The organism is Staphylococcus equorum (assembly GCF_029024965.1).
Classification (GTDB): domain Bacteria; phylum Bacillota; class Bacilli; order Staphylococcales; family Staphylococcaceae; genus Staphylococcus; species Staphylococcus equorum.
In genome coordinates this window covers 1,727,262-1,749,134 of the sequence record NZ_CP118982.1, presented here as the reverse complement: position 1 = coordinate 1,749,134, position 21,873 = coordinate 1,727,262, and the positions used below count along the sequence as shown (strand labels likewise).

Below are 21,873 nucleotides of genomic sequence, written 5' to 3'. Positions count from 1 at the left end.
AAAGAGGAGAAATAAAAATGAATTCTAAAAGCCTGCTCATAGATTTTGATGATACAATTGTAGATTTTCATGATGCAGAATCACATGCATTTTTCAAAATGACAGAAAGATATAAATTAATCGCTAATCATGACGATTTAAAAACATTTATGAAAGTGAATCAAGCGCATTGGGAAGCTTTTCAAATTAATAAATTAACGAAAGAAGAAGTTTTAAGCAAACGATTTGAAGTATATTTTGATTTACATGAAATGACTGTGGATGGTAAAGAAGCGGATCACATATTTAGAGATGAATTAGCGAAAGCACCAATAAAATTCTTTCCTGACACAGTTGAAACATTAAAGTATTTAAAACAAAATCATGATTTATATATTGTGACGAATGGTGTGTTAGAAACGCAAGAGCGCCGTATTGAGAAGGCTCAGTTTGGTCAATTATTTAAAGGTGTTTTTGTTTCAGAACAAACAGGTTACCAAAAACCGATGCCTGAATTTTTTGATTATGTATTTAAGGAAATCGGTGAAGACAAACGAGATAATGCCATAATTGTCGGAGATTCTATGACGTCAGATATATTAGGCGGCAAAAATGCCCAAATTGACACGTGTTGGTTTAATCCTAGAAATAAAATAAATGAAACTGATATCAAACCAGATTTTACAATAACATCACTCAATGAATTACTAATTTATATGGAATAGAAGAGGGGAAGAATACGAAATCAAATTGTATTTCAGATTTTTGCCCATACTCGGCTGACTAAAGAGGATTTCAAGAGTTGGAATGGTCGTATAAAAACTACGCGTATACATTAATGTATACGCGTAGTTTTTTTAAAGTTGAAAACAAATACATTGAGTGTCGGACTGCTGATGAAAATAAATAACTAAGACATATGTTTATCTTTCGTACTCTTGTTTATGGTGTCCAAACTAGAACATCATGTCCATCCTTGTTTACTGCATTTACGTCTTTGAATCCTTGTTTAATAAAGAATGCTTTAGATTGATTACGAGCGATTACTTTAATAGGAAGTCCTTGTTTTTTCGCGAAATCTAATAATTCTTTACCGTAACCGCGATTTTGAAAGTCGTTTAATACTTCTAATTTCCACAAAACGTTGTAATCGTCGAAATCAGGGAAGTAGACTTCTTCAACATCCCCTTTACGATACAATGCCATTCTTGCACCTAATCTATCACCAATTTGAATACCATAAAAAGGTGAATCTGAACTCGCATCTATCATTTCTCCACGTAATTCATCAACCATATACAAGTCTTTGTTGCCGAAGTTTCTAAAATCTTCGAATAATTCGTCTGTTTTATAATTTATATCGAGACGTTTCACGTTACTCATAGCGTCTTCCCCCTTTGTACTATTATATTTTATTATACCTTATTTCTAATGATATTTCACAAAAATGATGACGCGAAACATACTATTAAAATGGTCTGTATACGATACTTATTTCAAATACATAAACACACTTTTTTTAAATTTTTCAAAAATCGTTTATTATAGTATATACATTGAATTAAAGAAGTAAAAAATACAGGTTATTTTAAGCCGTTAAATTGTCAATATAGTACATAAACTTTATACTGATTAGGAATAGAGTAACATAAGGAGAATTACGAATGGATTGTATGACTACGAAACTTAACGAAAAAGATCAATTTATTTCAAAAATTAAACAAAGTGATTCAACACTAGCTCAGTTCTATCATTTAGATGCAATGGATGAGAAGAACTATAAACACAGACTTCTTAGTGAAAATAATGGAAGAGAAGTTGCATTAGCAAAAGTGATTGAAAACTATATGAGTGATTTATCTTTGACTGAAGAACAAGAAAGTAATATTAAATTATTAAGTAATGGCGCAAAAGTAATTGTTGGTGGACAACAAGCAGGTTTATTTGGTGGACCTTTGTATACATTCCATAAAATATTTTCTATTATTACGCTAAGCCAAAAACTATCTAAAGATTATAACAAACATATTGTACCTGTGTTTTGGATTGCAGGGGAAGACCATGATTTTGACGAAGTAAATCATACTTATGCATACAATAATCAAGATGCTAAGTTACATAAAATCAAATATCATACAATGGAGCCACCTGAAGCAAGCGTCTCACATTATAATCCTGATAAAGCCCAACTTAAAGAAACTTTGAATCAATTTTTCCAACAACTGAATGAAACTGAACATTCACGACCTTTAATTGAAATGTGCCGTAATATTATTGATGCACATGATAGTTGGTCCGATATGTTTAAAGCATTGCTACATGAAGTGTTTAAAACATATGGTTTATTAATGATAGATGCTAATGATCCTGAACTACGTCGGTTAGAGCAACCGTTGATTAGAAAGATTGTGGAAAATCATCTTGATGTTGATGCAGCCTTTAGGAAAACACAAACACAAACAACAAATAGTGGTTTAGAGCAAATGATTCAAACAGATACAAATGTGCATTTGTTTTTACACGAAGACAATATGAGACAATTACTAACATTCAAAGAGGGACAATTCTATTTGAATAAATCAGATAAGACAATGACGCCCCAAGAGGTTTTAAGTATAGTAGATTCTGAACCAGAAAGATTTTCAAATAATGTGGTAACAAGACCTGTAATGGAAGAATGGTTATTTAATACTGTTGCTTTTATTGGCGGACCAAGTGAAATAAAGTATTGGACTGAATTGAGTGATGTGTTTAGAACGTTGGATGTTTCAATGCCAATCGTCCTACCACGCTTGCGAATTACTTATATTAATCACAGAATTGAAAAATTATTAACACAATATCAACTGGATAAAAACCAAATTATCGAAAATGGAATTGAAGATGAAAAACAAAAATTTGTTAGAGCACAAGCATCTCAAGCATTTATTGATCAAATCGAATCAATGAAAGCACAACAAGAAACACTATATCAATCGTTAAAATCAGAAGTAAAAGGCAACAATGATAATACATTGTTATTAGAAAAAAACAATTCAATTCATCAAAAGCAATACGATTATTTGATAAATAGATATTTATTAAATATAGAACGAGAAAATGAAATTAGTATGAAACATTTCAAAGAATTAAGTGGCGCACTTCATCCAATGGAAGGATTGCAAGAAAGAATATGGAACCCTTTACAAATTATGAATGATTTTGGGATGAATGTGTTCAGTCCCTCCACTTATCCACCACTTTCTTACACTTTTGATCATATTATAATAAAACCTTAGAGGCAGTAAGGGTGCACCCGATTCATCATTATGATGAATCGGGTTTTTTTTACGTTGAATAAGAAATTGTGGTGAAAATTGTATAATTAGTGGAGGATAGTGGTGAGATGTGGTAAATTATATATATGAGAAGGTGAGGTGATTATAAATGTTCATGGGAGAATACGAGCATCAGTTGGATACAAAGGGACGTATGATAGTGCCTTCCAAGTTTCGCTATGACTTAAATGAGCGTTTTATAATCACCCGAGGCCTTGACAAATGTTTGTTTGGCTATACTTTGGAAGAATGGCAAATTATCGAAGAGAAGATGAAGACATTACCAATGACTAAAAAGGACGCCCGTAAATTTATGCGTATGTTCTTCTCTGGAGCCGTAGAAGTAGAATTAGATAAACAAGGGCGTATTAACATTCCGCAAAATTTGCGACAATACGCTAACTTAAGTAAGGAATGTACAGTAATAGGTGTCTCAAATCGTATTGAAATTTGGGATAGAGGAACTTGGAACAGTTTCTATGAAGAATCTGAAGATAGTTTCGAAGATATTGCTGAAGACCTGATTGATTTTGAGTTTTAATAGGAGGAGTTAAATTTGTTTCATCATGTCAGCGTTATGCTTAAAGAAACCATTGATTATTTAAATATTAAAGAAGATGGTGTCTATGTCGACTGTACATTAGGTGGCGCAGGGCATGCTCTCTATTTATTAAATCAATTGGGTGACGAAGGTAGGCTTATAGCAATCGACCAAGATAGAACAGCGATTGAAAATGCTAAAGAAGTTTTGAAAGAACACTTACATAAAGTGACCTTTGTCCATAGCAACTTTAGAAAATTAACTGAAATTTTAAATGATTTGAATATTGAAAAAGTAGATGGCATCTACTACGACTTAGGTGTGTCCAGTCCACAATTGGATGTACCTGAACGTGGGTTTAGTTATCATAACGATGCCAAATTAGACATGCGGATGGATCAAACACAATCGTTATCAGCTTATGAAGTTGTAAATGATTGGCAATTTGAAAAATTAGTCAGAATCTTTCATAGATATGGTGAAGAAAAATTTTCAAAACAAATTGCCCGACGTATAGAACAGAACAGAGAACAAAAGCCAATCGAAACAACGTTAGAACTCGTTGATGTAATAAAAGAAGGTATACCTGCAAAAGCTAGACGAAAAGGTGGTCATCCTGCAAAAAGGATTTTCCAAGCAATTAGAATCGCAGTGAATGATGAATTATCTTCATTCGAAGATTCGCTAGAACAAGCGATAGGTGCAGTGAAAATTGATGGTAGAATTTCAGTCATAACTTTCCATTCATTGGAAGATCGATTATGCAAACAAATGTTTCAAGAATATGAAAAAGGTCCAGATGTTCCACGGGGATTGCCAGTCATACCTGAAGCGTACACGCCTAAATTGAAACGCGTTAACCGTAAACCCATTACCGCTGCTGAAGAAGATCTAGATAATAATAACCGTGCGCGTAGTGCGAAGTTACGTGTTGCAGAAATATTGAAATAAGGAGTGAATGATGAGTGGCAGTAGAGAAGATTTATCAACCTTATAATGGATCAGAACAACAGATTCCCGAATCACAGCCGAGGAAACAACCTAAAACGCAACCTAAAACCAAAACCGTAAAACGCAAAGTAGTAGTTCAACTTACAAAGTTTGAGAAAATGTTATACATAGGACTTATAACAGTAATTGCTTTAATAAGTATTTATATGCTATCTTTAAAAATGGATGCGTATGATACTCGAGGAAAAATTGCAGATTTAGATACTAAAATCGAACAACAATCAAGTGAAAACAGCGCAATAGAATCTGAAATTAAAAAGAACTCTTCATATGAACGCATTTACGATAAGGCAAAAGACGAAGGAATGAGCCTTAAGAACGACAATGTAAAGGTAGTGCGTAATAATGGCGAAGCGAAAAATTAGATTTAAAAAACCGAACTTTTTAATTAAACAAAGTAAAATAGGGGCAGTCCTACTCGTTCTCGGATTTGGACTGCTCTTTTTTACGTTGGTTTTAAGATACTCATATATTATGTTGACAGGTCACTCTTCCGGTGAAGATTTAATAATGAAGGCAAACGAAAAATATTTAGTCCAAAGCCAAGAGCAGCCTGAACGTGGAAAAATATATGACCGTAATGGAAAAGTACTAGCAGAAGACGTAGAAAGATATAAAGTCGTTGCCATTGTTGATAAAAAAGCGAGTGAAGGTAGCGAGAAACCGAAACATGTTAAAGACAAAAAAGAAACTGCAAAAAAATTAGCGACAGTGATAGACATGTCTGAAGAAGATATTGAGAAAAGATTGGATAACAAGAAAGCATTTCAAGTTGAATTTGGACAAAAAGGTTCTGATTTAACCTATCAAGAAAAAGAAAAGATAGAGAAAATGAATTTACCTGGAGTTACGCTTTATCCAGAAACTGAACGTTTCTATCCTAATGGTAACTTTGCATCACATCTTATTGGAATAGCACAAAAAGATGCTGATACGGGTGAATTAAATGGTGCTATGGGTGTTGAAAAGATATTCGATAGTTATTTATCAGGACAAAAAGGTGCATTATCTTATATTCATGATATTTGGGGCTATATTGCGCCGAATACTAAAAAAGAGAAAACGCCACAACGCGGTGATGATGTCCATCTAACGATAGATTCCAATATTCAAGTCTTTGTTGAAGAAGCACTAGATGGAATGGTTGAGCATTATAAACCGAAAGATTTATTTGCTGTAGTCATGGATGCAGATACAGGCGAAATTCTCGCTTACAGTCAACGACCTACGTTCAATCCAGAAACTGGTGAAGATTTTGGTAAAAAGTGGGCGAATGATTTGTATCAAAATACGTATGAACCAGGTTCCACATTTAAAAACTTTGGTTTAGCAGCAGCAATTGAAGAAGGAGAATTTAAGCCAGATAAAAAATATACAGCAGAACCTAAAGAAGTCATGGGCTCAAAAATTTCCGACTGGAACAAAGTAGGTTGGGGAGAAATACCAATGTCACTTGGGTTCACATATTCTTCAAACACCTTAATGATGCATTTACAAGATTTAGTTGGTTCAGATAAGATGAAAGAATGGTATGAAAAATTTGGATTCGGTGAATCAACGAACGGCATGTTTGATGGTGAAGCTACTGGTGACATTGCATGGGATAATGAAGCACAGCAAAAAACATCTGCATTTGGTCAATCAACGACTGTAACACCAGTACAAATGTTACAAGCGCAATCAGCGTTTTATAATGAAGGTAATATGTTGAAACCATGGTTTATAGATAGTGTATCTAATCCTGTAAGTAATGATACTTTCTACAAAGGTGAAAAAGAAATCGCTGGTAAACCAATCAAAAAAGATACCGCTAAAAAAGTACGTACTGAAATGGATAAGGTTGTCAACAGCGAAAAGAGTAATGCTAAAAACTATAGAATCGATGGGTATGAAATAGAAGGTAAAACCGGTACAGCACAAGTAGCGGATCCAGATAATGGTGGATACGTAGAGGGTGAAAATCCATATTTCGTAAGCTTTATCGGTGATGCACCAAAAGATGACCCAGAAGTTGTCGTTTATGCTGGTATGAGTTTAGCTCAGAAAAATGACCAAGAAGCTTATGAAAGTGGTGTAAGTAAGGCTTTTAAACCAATTATGGAGAACACGTTGAAATATCTGAACGTCGGCGATAAAAATTCGAAAGACAAATCAGATGTGAAATACAGCAAAGTGCCTGACGTTGAAGGCCAAGAAACACAAAAAGCACAAGACAAAGTGAATAGTAAGTCTCTAGAACCTATTGTTATAGGTGACGGTGAGAAAATCACAAAACAATCTGTTACTGCAGATAAAGAAGTATTGCCTAATAGTAGAGTGTTATTATTGACTGATGGCGATGTTACGATGCCAAACATGTCCGGCTGGACTAAAGAAGAAGTCGTTGCATTTGAAAAGCTTACGAATACAAAAGTAACTACTAAAGGTAGTGGATTTGTTTCAGAGCAATCGATAACAGAAGGTCAAAAGATAAGTAAAAAAGATAATATAGAAGTAACGTTGTCTTCTGAAGAAATTAATGGAGAAACAGCTGATGACGAATCAAAATCTAAAGACAATGAAGAAAATAAAGAAGATAAAGAATAAATTTAATTAGCACAACTTCTGAATTCAATTTTAAATCATGTTAGAATATTTGTTTCATGATTATGAGGTGTTCACAAATAGGAGCTTGTCAGTATTTAGTAGCGTATGACGTTAATTAAATAACTGATAAAGCTACTTACCTCTATACATACTGTAGCCACTTAGCACTTAGAAATAATCCAATTAAATATATAAAGGAGCATAATATGGTTTATTTACTCGCAATTATTGCACTTTTAGTCACTTTTATATTAGTCCCAGTATTGATACCAACATTAAAAAGAATGAAATTTGGGCAAAGTATTAGGGAAGAGGGCCCGCAAAGTCATATGAAAAAAACAGGCACACCTACAATGGGTGGACTTACTTTCTTGATTAGTATCATTGTAACTTCGATACTCGCAATTATTTTTATGGAAAATCCTAATCCAATTATTTTACTATTATTTGTAACAATAGGGTTTGGTTTAATCGGATTCATAGATGATTACATCATTGTTGTGAAAAAGAACAATGAAGGGTTAACAAGTAAACAAAAATTCTTAGCACAGATTGCGATAGCAGTCATCTTCTTCATTTTGAGCCAAGCGTTTAATTTAACTGATTTTTCTACAGGAATACATATTCCATTTACGAATACAGAAATACCACTATCTATTGCATATGTAATATTCATTGTGTTTTGGCAAGTAGGTTTCTCAAACGCAGTGAATTTAACAGATGGTTTAGATGGACTAGCAACTGGTTTGTCTATAATTGGATTTGTTATGTATGCAATTATGGCTTATTTCCAAGGTGCTACCTCTATCGGTCTGTTCTGTATTATTATGATTTTTGCTTTAGTTGGGTTCTTACCATTCAATTTAAACCCAGCTAAAGTATTTATGGGAGATACAGGTAGCTTGGCGTTAGGTGGTATATTTGCCACAATTTCAATTATGTTAAATCAAGAATTATCACTCATTTTTATTGGTTTCGTGTTTGTTGCAGAAACTTTATCAGTAATTATTCAAGTTACATCTTTCAAATTAACAGGAAAACGAATTTTCAAAATGTCACCATTACATCATCATTTCGAATTAGTTGGTTGGAATGAGAAGAAAGTTGTGACGGTATTTTGGACAGTAGGTTTGATTTCAGGACTAATTGGCCTATGGATTGGAGTGAATTAAATTGCTGAAATATACAGGATTAGAAAATAAAAATGTATTAGTAATTGGATTAGCGAAAAGTGGTTATGAAGCAGCGAAGTTGTTAAGTAAGTTGGGCGCGAATGTCATAGTTAATGATGGCAAAGATTTAAGCCAAGATTCACATGCCAAAGATTTAGAAAATAGAGGGGTTAAAGTCATTGGTGGAGAACATCCATTGTCTTTACTTGATAGTAATCCTATTATAGTTAAAAATCCTGGAATACCCTACACTGTACCTTTACTTGAAGCAGCAGTAGAAAAAGGCTTGAAAATCTTAACAGAAGTTGAATTGAGTTATTTGATATCAGAAGCACCTATTATTGGTGTCACAGGTACCAATGGTAAAACTACAGTAACGTCATTAATTGGAGATATGTTTCAAAAAAGCAGAGTAACAGGTAAAGTATCAGGGAATATTGGATATGTTGCATCTAAAGTAGCTCAAGAGGTTACAGCAAATGATTATTTAGTTACGGAACTATCTTCATTCCAACTACTTGGTATAGATCGATACAAGCCGCATATTGCTATTATTACAAATATATATTCGGCACATCTTGATTACCATGAATCGTTAGAGAACTATCAAAATGCTAAAAAAGAAATTTATAAAAATCAAACAGAGGACGATTATTTAATTTGTAATTATCACCAACGTCATTTAATTGAATCGGAATCATTAAGTGCCAAAACCTATTATTTTTCTACACAACAAGAAGTTGATGGTATTTATGTAAAAGATGGTTTTATTGTGTTTCAAGGATTTAGAATTATTCATAAAGACGATTTAGTATTACCAGGTGAACATAATTTAGAAAATATACTTGCAGCGACGTTAGCTGCACTTTTAGCTGGTATATCAGTAAGAGCAATCATCGATAGTCTTACTACATTTTCTGGTATTGAACATAGATTACAATATGTGGGTTCAAATAAAACGAATAAATATTACAATGATTCAAAAGCAACCAATACACTTGCAACACAATTTGCACTAAATTCATTTGATCAATCAATTATTTGGTTGTGTGGTGGTTTAGATCGTGGTAACGATTTTGATGAACTTATTCCTTATATGAAAAACGTCAAGGTGATGGTCGCATTTGGAGAAACACAAAGTAAATTTGTGAAACTAGGTGAAAGTCAGGGCAAATACGTAATAACAGCGACTGATGTACAAGACGCAGTCGATAAAATACAAGACGCTATAGAGCCAAATGACGTTGTACTTTTATCTCCAGCCTGTGCAAGTTGGGATCAATACAATACTTTTGAAGAGCGTGGAAATAAATTTATAAAAAGTTTCCAAGCGCACTTACCTTCTTTTTAAAGGGTGTGAAAATGAATGACTAATAAAGTAAGTGAATTTGACTCTGAATACTTAAAAGAAAAACGAGCAAAACGTCGAAAACGACAAAAGCAAATTCAATATTCAGTATTTGGTGTATTGTTATTTATTATCATTTTGATTCTTATATATATGTTCACGCCTTTAAGTAAGATAAGTAGTGTGGAAATAAAAGGCAATGATAATGTTTCCAAAAGTGCAATCAATAAAGCAATTGATGTTAAAGACAACTCTAGAATGTACACATATAGCACTTCAAAAGCGACGGATAAATTAAAAGAAAACAAATTGATAAAAAGCGCGAAAATCACGAAACAAATGCCTAATAAATTAACGGTTGAGATCTCTGAAAATCAAATTGTTGGAATGACGAAAAAGAAAGATAATTACGTGCCTATTCTAGAAAATGGTACAGAATTGAAAAACTATGATGGTAATGCAACGGATGATGGACCCATTTTAGAAGGATTTGAAAAAGAGGAGAAAGAAAAAATTATTAATGAACTTGCAAAAATGCCAGCAAATGTAAGAGGTATGATTGCAGAAATTAAATATGATCCTCAAGAAAATTTACAAAATCAAATCAAATTATTCACATCTGATGATATTCAAATTCTTGGTAATCTCAATACGATTGCTAATAAAATGAAATATTATCCGCAAATGTCTCAATCGCTAGAACGTGATGAATCAGGCGAATTGAAAAAGTCAGGATATATTGATTTATCAGTAGGTGCATCATTTATTCCTTATAGTGGTGGTAATGAAACAAAATCAGCAAGTGACAAAAATGTAGACGAACAAACAACAGAAACAGATGCAGCAAAAGATGAGTTACAAAGTGCATTAAACAAAATAAATAAAGAATCAGATAAAAATAATTAAAAAATTTCGACAAATACATGTGTTTATAGTTCACAAGCATCAAAACGTATTGTAAACTGTTAATAGTGTGAACTTGAATAAGTTATTGTCAGGAGGTGCCTATCTATGGAAGAGCATTATTATGTAAGTATAGATATTGGTTCATCAAGCGTTAAAACGATAGTGGGCGAAAAATTTCACAATGGTATAAATGTGATAGGTACAGGACAGACCTACACAAGTGGGATTAAAAATGGTCTTATTGATGATTTCGATATCGCTAAACAAGCGGTAAAAGATACAATCAAAAAAGCCTCTATTGCTTCAGGTGTAGATATTAAAGAAGTGTTTTTAAAACTTCCAATAGTCGGAACTGAAGTATTTGATGAAGTAAATGAAATAGAATTTTATGAAGATACAGAATTGAATGGTACACATATTGAAAGTGTGCTTGAAGGTATTCGTGAAAAAAATGATGTGCCAGAAACTGAAATTATAAATGCATTCCCGATTAAATTTATTGTTGATGGGGAAAATGAAGTTTCAGATCCAAAAGAATTAATTGCTAGACATGGTTTGAAAGTAGAAGCTGGTGTTATTGCAATTCAAAAATCAATTTTAATCAATATGATTAAATGTGTTGAATCTTGTGGCGTAGATGTATTAGATGTGTATTCAGATGCGTATAACTATGGTTCAGTGCTATCAGCTACTGAAAAAGAGCTAGGTACATGTATCATCGATATCGGTGAAGATATTACACAACTTGCATTTTATGAACGTGGCGAGCTTGTTGATGCTGAGGCAATTGAGATGGCTGGTCGAGATATCACAGAAGATATTTCGCAAGGCTTAAACACATCTTATGAAACAGCAGAAAAGATTAAACATCAATATGGTCACGCTTTCTTTGAATCTGCTTCTGATCATGACGTATTTAGTGTAGACCAAGTGGATAGTGAAGAAGAAGCTCAATTTACTCAAAAAGATTTAGCAGATATTATTGAAGCACGTGTTGAAGATATCTTCTTTAATGTTTTTGATATATTACAAGAGCTAGGACTTACTAAAGTTAACGGCGGTTTCGTTGTTACTGGTGGTTCGGCAAACCTATTAGGTGTTAAAGAATTACTACAAGATATGGTAAGTGAAAAAGTAAGAATTCATACACCGTCACAAATGGGCATTAGAAAACCTGAATTTTCTTCAGCAATTTCAACAATTTCTAGTAGCATTACTTTCGACGAATTGCTAGATTATGTTACAATTAGTAATCATGACAGTGAAGAATTCGAAGAAGAAGTCATCGAATCTGATGAAAGAGAACATAGCACAAAATCAAGCGGATTTGACTGGTTCAAGAAAAAATCAAACAAACAAGAAGAGCCACAAACGTCAGCTTCTGAAATGGAAGAACCAGAAGCACCTGAGGAATACGACGAAAAAGTAGACGTCAACCAAGATGAAGAACGTAAACCTCAGGACAAAGAAGAAGGTAAATTCAAAAAACTTATGAAATCTCTATTCGATTGATTGGCCATTAAAACTAGGAGGAAATATAAATGTTAGAATTTGAACAAGGATTTAATCATTTAGCGACGTTGAAAGTCATCGGTGTAGGGGGCGGCGGTAACAACGCTGTAAACCGTATGATTGACCATGGTATGAATAATGTTGAATTTATTTCAATCAATACGGATGGACAAGCTTTAAACCTGTCTAAAGCTGAAGCTAAAATCCAAATTGGTGAAAAATTAACACGTGGTTTAGGCGCTGGAGCTAACCCGGACATTGGTAAAAAAGCTGCAGAAGAGTCTCGTGAACAGATTGAAGATGCTATCCAAGGCGCAGATATGGTATTCGTAACTGCTGGTATGGGTGGCGGTACTGGTACTGGTGCTGCTCCAGTCGTAGCAAAAATTGCTAAAGAAATGGGAGCATTAACAGTAGGTGTCGTTACACGTCCATTTGGTTTTGAAGGTCGTAAGCGTCAAACACAAGCAGCAGCTGGTGTAGAATCAATGAAAGCAGCTGTAGATACATTAATCGTTATTCCTAATGACAGATTATTAGATATCGTTGATAAATCAACACCTATGATGGAAGCATTTAAAGAAGCCGACAACGTATTACGTCAAGGTGTTCAAGGTATTTCTGATTTAATCGCAGTATCAGGTGAAGTAAACCTTGACTTTGCAGATGTGAAAACAATCATGTCTAACCAAGGTTCAGCATTAATGGGAATTGGTGTTTCTTCTGGCGAAAACCGCGCAGTAGAAGCAGCTAAAAAGGCGATTTCGTCACCATTATTAGAAACTTCAATCGTTGGTGCACAGGGTGTACTTATGAATATCACTGGTGGAGAGTCACTATCACTTTTCGAAGCACAAGAATCAGCTGACATCGTACAAGATGCAGCAGATGAAGATGTAAATATGATCTTCGGTACTGTAATTAATCCAGAATTACAAGACGAAATTGTAGTTACAGTTATCGCTACTGGATTTGAAGATAAACCTTCATCACAAGCACGTAAAGCTTCAAATACTGGTTTCGGTACAAGCGCAACAAGTAGTAACAGTTCAAAAGAAGATTCATTTGCATCAAATACAGCAAATACTTCTCAACCATCAGAAAGTGCTAGTGAAGGCAGAAGTCATACTACAAATGAAGATGACATTCCAAGCTTTATCAGAAATAGAGAAGAAAGACGTTCAAGAAGAACTAGACGTTAATTTTCGAACTAGCTCGCCTTGTATACATAAGGCTTAAAGCTTAAAGTAGTCAATAATAAATACAATGATGTCATCAGGTCCAAAGATCTGATGACTTTTTTGAATTTTATTGCTATTTGTGAATATAACTTAATCATATATCTGTCTAAAATTTTAGAATAAATTATTGTCGCGGGTCTCCTATATGAAGTCATAGCGAGGAATTACAGTTTTAATTAATGGAGGGTCATAGTATGCATGATAAATTTATTAAAGATAATCATATATTGAAATATGAGGATAGCCATTTAAGCAATGTAAAATTGGGTATAACAACAAGAGAAGAAGGTTTGAGTCCCTATCCTAAATCAGCTTTTAACATGGCTAGATATATTAATGATAATCCACAACACGTTACACAACATCAAGAAGAGCTTGCAGCTGTAATTCAATACCCGAGAGAACAATGGGTATTCCCTATACAAACGCATGAAAATAAAGTTGTAGAGGTGACAGCTAAAGATAAAGGCACGAATATTGATATTTTAACGGATGCTCTACATGGTGTAGATGCATTATATACCTATGAATCTGATATTCTGCTTACAATGTGTTACGCGGACTGTGTACCTATATATTTTTATAGTGAAAAACATCATTACATCGGTTTGGCACATGCTGGTTGGAGAGGAACTGTCGGTCAAATTGTGAATGAAGTCATTCGCCATATCAATTTTAATTTAAATGATTTGAATATCGTAATTGGACCTGCAACATCTACAACTTATGAAATTAATGATGATATTAAATCAAAATTTGAATCATTACCGATAGACATGAATGAATATATTGAGACAAGAGACAATGACAGACATGGCATTGATTTAAAACGCGCAAATGCTTTATTAATTGAAAATGCAGGTGTTCCTAAAGACAATATTTATATTACTAACTATGCGACATCTGACGATTTATCCTTATTTTTCTCATATAGAGTAGAGAAAGGGAATACTGGCCGCATGTTAGCATTTATCGGTCAATAATGAAGAGGTGTAGAGATTTGAACGTACAATATAATTTAGAACAAATTGAAAAACAATTAAAAACACACTGCGAAAAAGGTAATATTTCAACGTTGCCAAACGTGATTGCAGTGACAAAGTATGTTACAATAGACCGAGCTAATGATGCTTATAATGCGGGGATTAGACATTTTGGTGAGAATCGTTTAGAAGGGTTTCAACTAAAAAAAGAAGCTTTACCTGACGATATAGTAATGCACTTTATTGGTTCATTGCAGACTAGAAAGGTAAAAGAAGTGATTAATGAAATTGATTACTTTCATGCATTAGATCGTCTTAAATTAGCAAAAGAAATTAACAAAAGGGCAGAACACAAAATAAAGTGTTTTGTTCAAGTAAATGTTTCAGGTGAAGAATCTAAACAAGGTGTTGCGTTGAAAGATGTGAATACTTTTATTGAAACATTGGAACAATATGAAAATTTAGAAGTAGTTGGTCTTATGACTATGGCTCCATTAACTGATGACGAGTCATATATAAAAAGCTTATTTCAATCATTAAAGAATAAAAGAGATGAGATTAAAGCGCTCAATTTAAATTATGCACCATGCACTGAGTTATCGATGGGAATGAGTAATGATTTCCATTTAGCTGCTGAAGAAGGTGCGTCATTTGTGAGAATTGGGACTAAACTTGTAGGAAAAGAGGAGTGAGCCCCGTGGCTTTAAAAGATTTATTTAGTGGATTTTTCGTGGTTGAAGAAGAAGATGACGAATTAGAAGCACCAGAAGAAGAACAAGGTAGACAACAAAACAAGCAACAAGCGCAGTCTCAAACGAATTTCAATGAATATAAAAATAATGAAAATACAGAGCGACAAAGATCCATACAATCCGTTCCCAAAAAGCAGTCATCAAGATTACAGCAATCCTCAGGTGAAAGGAAGTATCAAATGAATAACACTTCATCAAAAAATAATGCAAGGAACGTTGTGAATATGAATAATCAAGAACAAGATCAATTCGGTTTTACAGAAGAAAGTTCTAAAATGTGTTTATTTGAACCACGTGTTTTTTCAGATACTCAAGATATCGCAGACGAACTCAAAAATCGTCGTGCAACTTTAGTTAATTTACAGCGTATTGATAAAGTTTCTGCTAAACGTATTATCGACTTTTTAAGCGGTACAGTTTATGCAATCGGTGGAGACATTCAACGCGTAGGGTCAGATATATTCTTATGTACTCCAGATAATATTGAAGTCGCTGGTAGTATTACAGATCACATAGAAAATATGGAATACCAAGGTGAATAGAGGTAATAATAAATGGATATAGGTTTATTAGGAAGTATATTTAGTTTTATTTTATTCTTGGTTCAAATTTATTATTACGGAATGATTGTTTATTTCTTTATGTCATGGATACCTAATGCACGAGAAAATAAATTCGGTCAATTTTTAGCTAAAATTTATGAACCATTTTTAGAACAATTCCGTAAAATTATTCCTCCAATTGGTATGATCGATATATCATCAATTGTAGCAATAATTGTACTTGTCTTATTCCGACAAGGTTTAGCAAGTATTTTTAATTTAATTTTGAGTAATTTAGCTTAAATCAATTTACGTTAAATAGAATTTAAGTTTACTTATAACTAATGTATAAAATAAATGAGAAGCACCTAACGTTGTATGACGCGAGGTGCTTTCTCTTGTATGTGGAGTGATTAACATCGATATTTACCAGCATTTTAGAAAAGAAGAACATGAATTAATAGATCAACTTATGGATAAGTGTAACCGTGCGAATGAGCAGTATGCGCCTATATTAACACCTTTTCTAGACCCACGTGGACAATATATTATAAGTGTTATAGTGGGTAGTTACGATGATTTAGAAGTCACATTCTTTGGTGGGCCATATGCAGAACGCAAAAGGGCTATTGTTGCACCTGATTATCTTGTGCCAGAAGAAGAACTGTTTGAAATTGTATTGGTTGAAATAGACTATCCTAAAAAGTTTGTAACGCTACAACATCAACATATATTAGGAACAATTATGTCTTTAGGGATAGAAAGAGAGCAATTAGGAGATATTATTGTGGATGATTCAATTCAATTTACTTTGACAAAACAATTGGAATCTTATATTATGTTAGAACTAAATAGGATTAAGGGTGCTACAGTTAAACTTAATTCTATTCCTATAAAAGATATGATACAATCAAAAGAGCATTGGCAAACATATGAAACTACTGTGAGTGGTTTGCGTTTAGATGTCATCTTAAAAGAAATGATTCGCAAATCCCGTACAATTGCTAAACAATTAATTGATAAAAAGCGTGTCAAGGTCAATCATACAATGATCGACGCTACAGATTTTCAACTTGATAGTGGTGACTTATTGTCAATCCAAGGTTATGGTAGAGCAATGATTACTGATATTGGTGGTAAAACAAAAAAAGATAAAGTAAGAATTTCGTACAAAACTTTATTCAAATAATGTTATACTTATATAACGTATAAACAAGTTAAATTAGATTTCTATCAATAAGAATGCATACAAATGATTATAAAAAAATAGAAAATATAGACATAAATCACTATTTCAGATATTTAAAGCAGTGCTAAAATAGTGTATTATAGAAGGAGGATAACGCATGCCTTTTACACCAAATGAAATAAAAAACAAAGACTTTACACGCGTAAAAACTGGTTTTGAACCAACTGAGGTTGAAAGCTATTTAGAACAACTAAGTAACGAAATTGAACGTTTAAAAGAAGATAAAAAGCAATTAGAGAAAGTCATTGAAGATAAAGATACAAATATACAGTCATATAAAGATGTTCATCAATCTGTAAGTGATGCTTTAATTCATGCGAAACAAGCTGGGGAAGAAACGAAATTAGCTGCAACTAAAGATGCTGAAGCAACAGTTTCTAAAGCACAAAGTGAGGCTAATAAAATTGTTAATGATGCGGTTGAAAAAGCACGTCGTCTCTCATTCCAAACTGAAGACATGAAACGACAATCAAAAATATTTAGATCACGTTTTCGCATGTTAGTTGAGGCTCAACTTGATTTACTAAAAAGTGAAGATTGGGATTATTTATTAAATTATGATCTTGATTCTGAACAAGTAACTCAAGAAAATATTAATCATTTACATGAAAATGATTTGACTGAAGAAGAAAAAGCGATGAAAGCGAAAGCAGAGGCAGATAGTACTGCAGAAGCAGATGCTCAGGCTACAAATACTGAAACAGATAAAAAATAGTAATTAATATAAATAACAGACGCGTAAACATCTTTTTGCATATCAAAGCGAGTTAGGGACAGTGAGAGCCTTTCATATGTAAGATGTTTATATCACTGTAATTTTAAAAAAATATATGAACAATGAGAGAACTCTAAGTTGAGTTAATCAGGGTGGTAACGCGGTATTAATCGTCCCTGTTAATTGAACTTAGGGTTCTTTTTATTGTACGGATGAATTGAATTTATTATGAAAATCGGAACAAGGAGTGTATAAAATGGATTATAAAGAAACGTTATTAATGCCAAAGACAGATTTCCCAATGCGCGGAGGGTTACCAAATAAAGAACCTAAGATCCAAGAAGAATGGGAAGCACAAAACATTTATCAAAAAGTGTTAGATAAAAATGAAGGGAATCCATCATACATTTTGCATGATGGCCCACCATACGCTAATGGTAATTTGCATATGGGACATGCACTGAATAAAATCTTAAAAGACATGATGATTAGATATAAATCAATGCGTGGGTTTTATGCACCTTACGTCCCAGGTTGGGATACGCATGGTTTACCTATTGAACAAGCACTAACTAAAAAAGGTGTTAAACGTAAAGAATTATCTATTGCTGAATTCAGAAAAAAATGTGAAGCATTTGCTTTAGAACAAATTGAAAATCAGAAAAAAGATTTTAAACGTTTAGGTGTTAAAGGTGATTTTGATAATCCATATATCACGTTAAAACCAGAATATGAAGCAGCACAAATTCGTTTATTTGGCGAAATGGCAGATAAAGGGTTAATTTACAAAGGCAAAAAACCTGTATATTGGTCACCATCAAGTGAATCTTCACTTGCAGAAGCAGAAATTGAATATCAAGATAAACGTTCAGCGTCTATCTTTGTAGCGTTTGATGTTAAAGATGGTAAAGGCGTTGTAGATTCAGATGCGAAATTCATCATTTGGACAACAACACCATGGACATTACCTTCTAACGTGGCGATTACAGTACATCCTGATTTAACTTATGGTCAATATAATGTGAACGGTAAAAAATACATTATCGGTAAAGACTTAGCGAGTGATGTTGTTGAAGCATTAGGCTGGGATGAAAATACGCTTGAATTAGAAAAAGAATTTAAAGGTAGCGAATTAGAGTATGTGGAGACACAACATCCATTTGTTGACCGAGTTTCATTGGTTATCAATGGCTTACATGTTACTACTGATGCTGGTACAGGTTGTGTGCATACAGCACCTGGTCATGGTGAAGATGACTATGTCGTTGGTCAGAAGTACAAATTACCAGTAATTAGCCCAGTTGATGATAAAGGTGTCTTTACAGAAGAAGCTGGTCAATTTGAAGGTATGTTCTATGACAAAGCCAATAAAGCAATTACGGATGTGTTAAAAGAAAAAGATGCTTTATTAAATTTAGAGTTTATCACACATAGTTATCCTCATGATTGGCGTACGAAAAAACCTGTTATCTTCAGAGCAACGCCACAATGGTTTGCATCTATTGATAAAGTTCGTCAAGACATCTTAGATGCAATTGAAGTAACTGATTTTAAAGTAGATTGGGGTAAAACACGTATTTTCAATATGATCCGTGACCGTGGTGAATGGGTTATTTCACGTCAACGTGTCTGGGGTGTTCCTCTACCAGTATTTTATGCTGAAAATGGTGACATCATCATGACAAACGAAACTGTTAATCATGTTGCAGATTTATTTGAAGAATTTGGTTCTAATGTTTGGTTTGAACGTGATGCAAAAGACTTACTACCAGAAGGATTTACACATCCAAGTAGTCCAAACGGTGAATTTACTAAAGAAACAGATATTATGGATGTTTGGTTTGATTCTGGTTCATCTCACAGAGGCGTTTTAGAAGGGCGTCCTGAATTATCTTATCCAGCAGATTTATACATTGAAGGTAGTGACCAATACCGTGGTTGGTTTAACTCATCAATTACAACTTCTGTTGCGACAAGAGGTAAATCACCATATAAAATGCTCTTATCTCACGGCTTTGTTATGGACGGCTCAGGTAAAAAAATGAGTAAATCATTAGGTAACGTTATTGTGCCAGATCAAATTGTTAAACAAAAAGGTGCAGATATTGCACGACTGTGGGTAAGTAGTGTTGATTACTTAGCTGACGTTCGTATCTCAGATGAAATTTTAAAACAAACTTCTGATGTGTATCGTAAAATCAGAAATACATTAAGATTTATGTTAGGTAACGTGAATGATTATAATCCTGCTACTGATGCATTAGCTGAAGCAGATTTATTAGAAGTAGATAAATATTTATTAAATAGACTACGTGAATTTACAGCAAATACTTTAGATCATTATGATAACTATGATTACTTAGATATCTATCAAGAAGTTCAAAACTTTATTAACGTAGAATTAAGTAATTTCTATTTAGATTATGGTAAAGATATTTTATATATTGAAGAACGTGATTCTCATAAACGTCGTAGTATGCAAACAGTGTTATACCAAATTGTAGTGGATATGACGAAATTATTAGCACCAATCTTAGTGCATACTGCTGAAGAAGTTTGGTCTCATATTCCGCATGTTGAAGAAGAAAGTATTCACTTAACTCGTATGCCAGAACGAGCTGAAGTAGACCGTGAATTTTTAGATAGATGGAATACATTTATGGATTTACGTGATGATGTTAACCGTGCATTAGAAGTAGCACGTGGTGAAAAAGTAATTGGTAAATCATTAGAAGCAAAAGTTGTAATCGGTAGCAATGACAACTTTGATGCAACATCATTTTTACAACAATTCTCTGATTTACAGCAGTTATTTATTACTTCTCAAGCAGAAGTAGTGGAATCAGTTGAAAATGGTGTGGCTTATCAATATGGTGATATCCGTATTGAACACGCGCATGGTGAAAAATGTCAACGTTGTTGGAATTATAGTGAAGAACTAGGCTCAGTTGGCGAACTTGAAGACTTATGTCCACGTTGCCAAGAAGTCGTTAAAACACTCGTATAAAACGTAGTGTGATTAATTAGAAATAAAAATGAAATAATTAAATTAGGTTATATGTTTTGCCTCGCGCAAAGCATATAGCCTTTTTCATGTTTGAACTATTAAGATAATTATGAAGAAATGGATAAAAATAATACTATTGAATGAGCTTTTTTAATGTATAAAAATGGATTTCAAGTATACTGAATTTATTAGAGTTTTAGAAAGGTGTTATACATGTTCCATAGTCAAAGCGCGCATTTTGTAAATGGCATTACATTAAATGTTAGAGATAAAGATGAAATGAAACAATTTTATGAAAACATCATAGGTATGAATGTGGTAAATGAATCTTATTCAACAATCCAATATGAGATTGGTAATTTAAATCATTTTATGACTTTTAACCAGGTTATACAGGGCAGAGAGCCGTTACGTTCAGAAGCAGGATTATTTCACTTGGCAATCAAGTTACCTGCTAAGACAGACCTTGCAGATTTGCTTGTACAAATAGATGAGTCTGGTATTCCAGTACACGGTGGGGAGCATGATGTGACAACCTCATTATATTTAGAAGACCCTGAAGGTAATGGTTTAGAATTTTATGTTGATAATCCAATTGAAGACTGGTTATTTGAAGGTGAAAAAGTAGTGCTTGAAACGCAACCGATTAACGTGCCTAATCTATTAGCGTATACTTCAAATGAAAAATGGCAAGGTATACCTGATGAAAGTGTTATTGGTTATTTGAATTTAAAATCAATTGATTTAAGCAAAGTTAAGCAGTACTATAATAATTATTTCGGACTTGAAACATCATCATTAGAAACAGATGGCGCATTTTACTTATCCTCTAATGGTTATCATCAACATTTAGTGGTTAATAATTGGTTATCTAGTATTAAACGAATTGAGAATAATAGAACGTATGGTTTAGCAATTATTGATTTTCATTACCCTGAGACTACGCACAAATTATTAACAGGACCAGATGGTATACAATTTCGATTTAATTATAATAAGGTCGTGTGATTAA

20 protein-coding genes are annotated in these 21,873 nt (G+C 33.3%); 19 read left to right on the top strand and 1 reads right to left on the bottom strand.

Features of this window, described 5'->3' with window-relative positions:
• Nucleotides 1–17: 17 nt before the first annotated feature.
• The gene (locus PYW44_RS08415; protein ID WP_002507944.1) at nucleotides 18–704 is read left to right on the top strand and encodes a YjjG family noncanonical pyrimidine nucleotidase; all 687 of its coding nucleotides are present in this window, start codon (nucleotides 18–20) and stop codon (nucleotides 702–704) included.
• A 217-nt stretch (nucleotides 705–921) separates the two neighbouring features.
• Here PYW44_RS08415 and PYW44_RS08410 read toward each other — a convergent pair whose 3' ends face one another.
• Nucleotides 922–1,362: an N-acetyltransferase gene (locus PYW44_RS08410; RefSeq protein WP_021338686.1), complete on the bottom strand. Its 441-nt coding sequence runs from the start codon at nucleotides 1,360–1,362 to the stop codon at nucleotides 922–924.
• A 281-nt stretch (nucleotides 1,363–1,643) separates the two neighbouring features.
• Here PYW44_RS08410 and bshC point away from each other — a divergent pair, with 281 nt between their 5' ends.
• The 18 genes from bshC to PYW44_RS08320 all read left to right on the top strand — a co-directional run bounded on the left by bshC (nucleotide 1,644) and on the right by PYW44_RS08320 (nucleotide 21,869).
• On the top strand, nucleotides 1,644–3,257 hold the full coding sequence (gene bshC / locus PYW44_RS08405; RefSeq protein WP_021338687.1) for a bacillithiol biosynthesis cysteine-adding enzyme BshC: 1,614 nt from the start codon (nucleotides 1,644–1,646) through the stop codon (nucleotides 3,255–3,257).
• Between the two features lie 148 nt (nucleotides 3,258–3,405).
• Nucleotides 3,406–3,837, top strand: coding sequence for a division/cell wall cluster transcriptional repressor MraZ (mraZ, locus tag PYW44_RS08400; RefSeq protein ID WP_021338688.1), 432 nt, complete (start codon nucleotides 3,406–3,408; stop codon nucleotides 3,835–3,837).
• Between the two features lie 15 nt (nucleotides 3,838–3,852).
• Nucleotides 3,853–4,788, top strand: coding sequence for a 16S rRNA (cytosine(1402)-N(4))-methyltransferase RsmH (rsmH, locus tag PYW44_RS08395; RefSeq protein ID WP_002507940.1), 936 nt, complete (start codon nucleotides 3,853–3,855; stop codon nucleotides 4,786–4,788).
• 14 nt (nucleotides 4,789–4,802) lie between these two features.
• On the top strand, nucleotides 4,803–5,213 hold the full coding sequence (gene ftsL, locus PYW44_RS08390; RefSeq protein ID WP_021338689.1) for a cell division protein FtsL: 411 nt from the start codon (nucleotides 4,803–4,805) through the stop codon (nucleotides 5,211–5,213).
• Entirely contained in the window at nucleotides 5,194–7,434 is a 2,241-nt protein-coding gene (locus PYW44_RS08385) for a penicillin-binding protein (protein WP_021338690.1), read from the top strand. Before ftsL ends, PYW44_RS08385 begins: the two co-directional genes overlap by 20 nt.
• A gap of 206 nt (nucleotides 7,435–7,640) precedes the next feature.
• Complete coding sequence (gene mraY / locus PYW44_RS08380; protein ID WP_021338691.1) at nucleotides 7,641–8,606, top strand: phospho-N-acetylmuramoyl-pentapeptide-transferase; 966 nt, start codon at nucleotides 7,641–7,643, stop codon at nucleotides 8,604–8,606.
• Between the two features lies 1 nt (nucleotide 8,607).
• Complete coding sequence (gene murD, locus PYW44_RS08375; protein ID WP_002507936.1) at nucleotides 8,608–9,957, top strand: UDP-N-acetylmuramoyl-L-alanine--D-glutamate ligase; 1,350 nt, start codon at nucleotides 8,608–8,610, stop codon at nucleotides 9,955–9,957.
• A gap of 15 nt (nucleotides 9,958–9,972) precedes the next feature.
• Nucleotides 9,973–10,860 carry a cell division protein FtsQ/DivIB gene (locus tag PYW44_RS08370; RefSeq protein WP_021338692.1) on the top strand — a complete coding sequence of 296 codons (888 nt, stop codon included), beginning with the start codon at nucleotides 9,973–9,975 and terminating at the stop codon, nucleotides 10,858–10,860.
• A gap of 105 nt (nucleotides 10,861–10,965) precedes the next feature.
• On the top strand, nucleotides 10,966–12,372 hold the full coding sequence (ftsA, locus tag PYW44_RS08365; protein ID WP_021338693.1) for a cell division protein FtsA: 1,407 nt from the start codon (nucleotides 10,966–10,968) through the stop codon (nucleotides 12,370–12,372).
• 29 nt (nucleotides 12,373–12,401) lie between these two features.
• Entirely contained in the window at nucleotides 12,402–13,574 is a 1,173-nt protein-coding gene (gene ftsZ / locus PYW44_RS08360; RefSeq protein WP_002507933.1) for a cell division protein FtsZ, read from the top strand.
• Between the two features lie 233 nt (nucleotides 13,575–13,807).
• Nucleotides 13,808–14,596 (top strand): peptidoglycan editing factor PgeF, encoded by a 789-nt coding sequence (pgeF, locus tag PYW44_RS08355; RefSeq protein ID WP_021338694.1) that lies wholly within the window; start codon nucleotides 13,808–13,810, stop codon nucleotides 14,594–14,596.
• 17 nt (nucleotides 14,597–14,613) lie between these two features.
• A complete protein-coding gene (locus PYW44_RS08350; protein ID WP_021338695.1) occupies nucleotides 14,614–15,288 on the top strand; it encodes a YggS family pyridoxal phosphate-dependent enzyme in 675 nt (224 codons plus the stop codon).
• A gap of 5 nt (nucleotides 15,289–15,293) precedes the next feature.
• Complete coding sequence (locus PYW44_RS08345) at nucleotides 15,294–15,890, top strand: cell division protein SepF (RefSeq protein ID WP_002507930.1); 597 nt, start codon at nucleotides 15,294–15,296, stop codon at nucleotides 15,888–15,890.
• 12 nt (nucleotides 15,891–15,902) lie between these two features.
• Nucleotides 15,903–16,193 carry a YggT family protein gene (locus PYW44_RS08340; protein WP_002507929.1) on the top strand — a complete coding sequence of 97 codons (291 nt, stop codon included), beginning with the start codon at nucleotides 15,903–15,905 and terminating at the stop codon, nucleotides 16,191–16,193.
• A gap of 106 nt (nucleotides 16,194–16,299) precedes the next feature.
• The gene (locus PYW44_RS08335) at nucleotides 16,300–17,079 is read left to right on the top strand and encodes a YlmH family RNA-binding protein (RefSeq protein WP_021338696.1); all 780 of its coding nucleotides are present in this window, start codon (nucleotides 16,300–16,302) and stop codon (nucleotides 17,077–17,079) included.
• Nucleotides 17,080–17,236: 157 nt separating this feature from the next.
• Nucleotides 17,237–17,854 (top strand): DivIVA domain-containing protein, encoded by a 618-nt coding sequence (locus tag PYW44_RS08330; protein ID WP_021338697.1) that lies wholly within the window; start codon nucleotides 17,237–17,239, stop codon nucleotides 17,852–17,854.
• A 256-nt stretch (nucleotides 17,855–18,110) separates the two neighbouring features.
• A complete protein-coding gene (gene ileS / locus PYW44_RS08325) occupies nucleotides 18,111–20,861 on the top strand; it encodes an isoleucine--tRNA ligase (protein WP_021338698.1) in 2,751 nt (916 codons plus the stop codon).
• A gap of 213 nt (nucleotides 20,862–21,074) precedes the next feature.
• Nucleotides 21,075–21,869, top strand: coding sequence for a VOC family protein (locus PYW44_RS08320; protein ID WP_107518224.1), 795 nt, complete (start codon nucleotides 21,075–21,077; stop codon nucleotides 21,867–21,869).
• Nucleotides 21,870–21,873 lie beyond the last annotated feature (4 nt).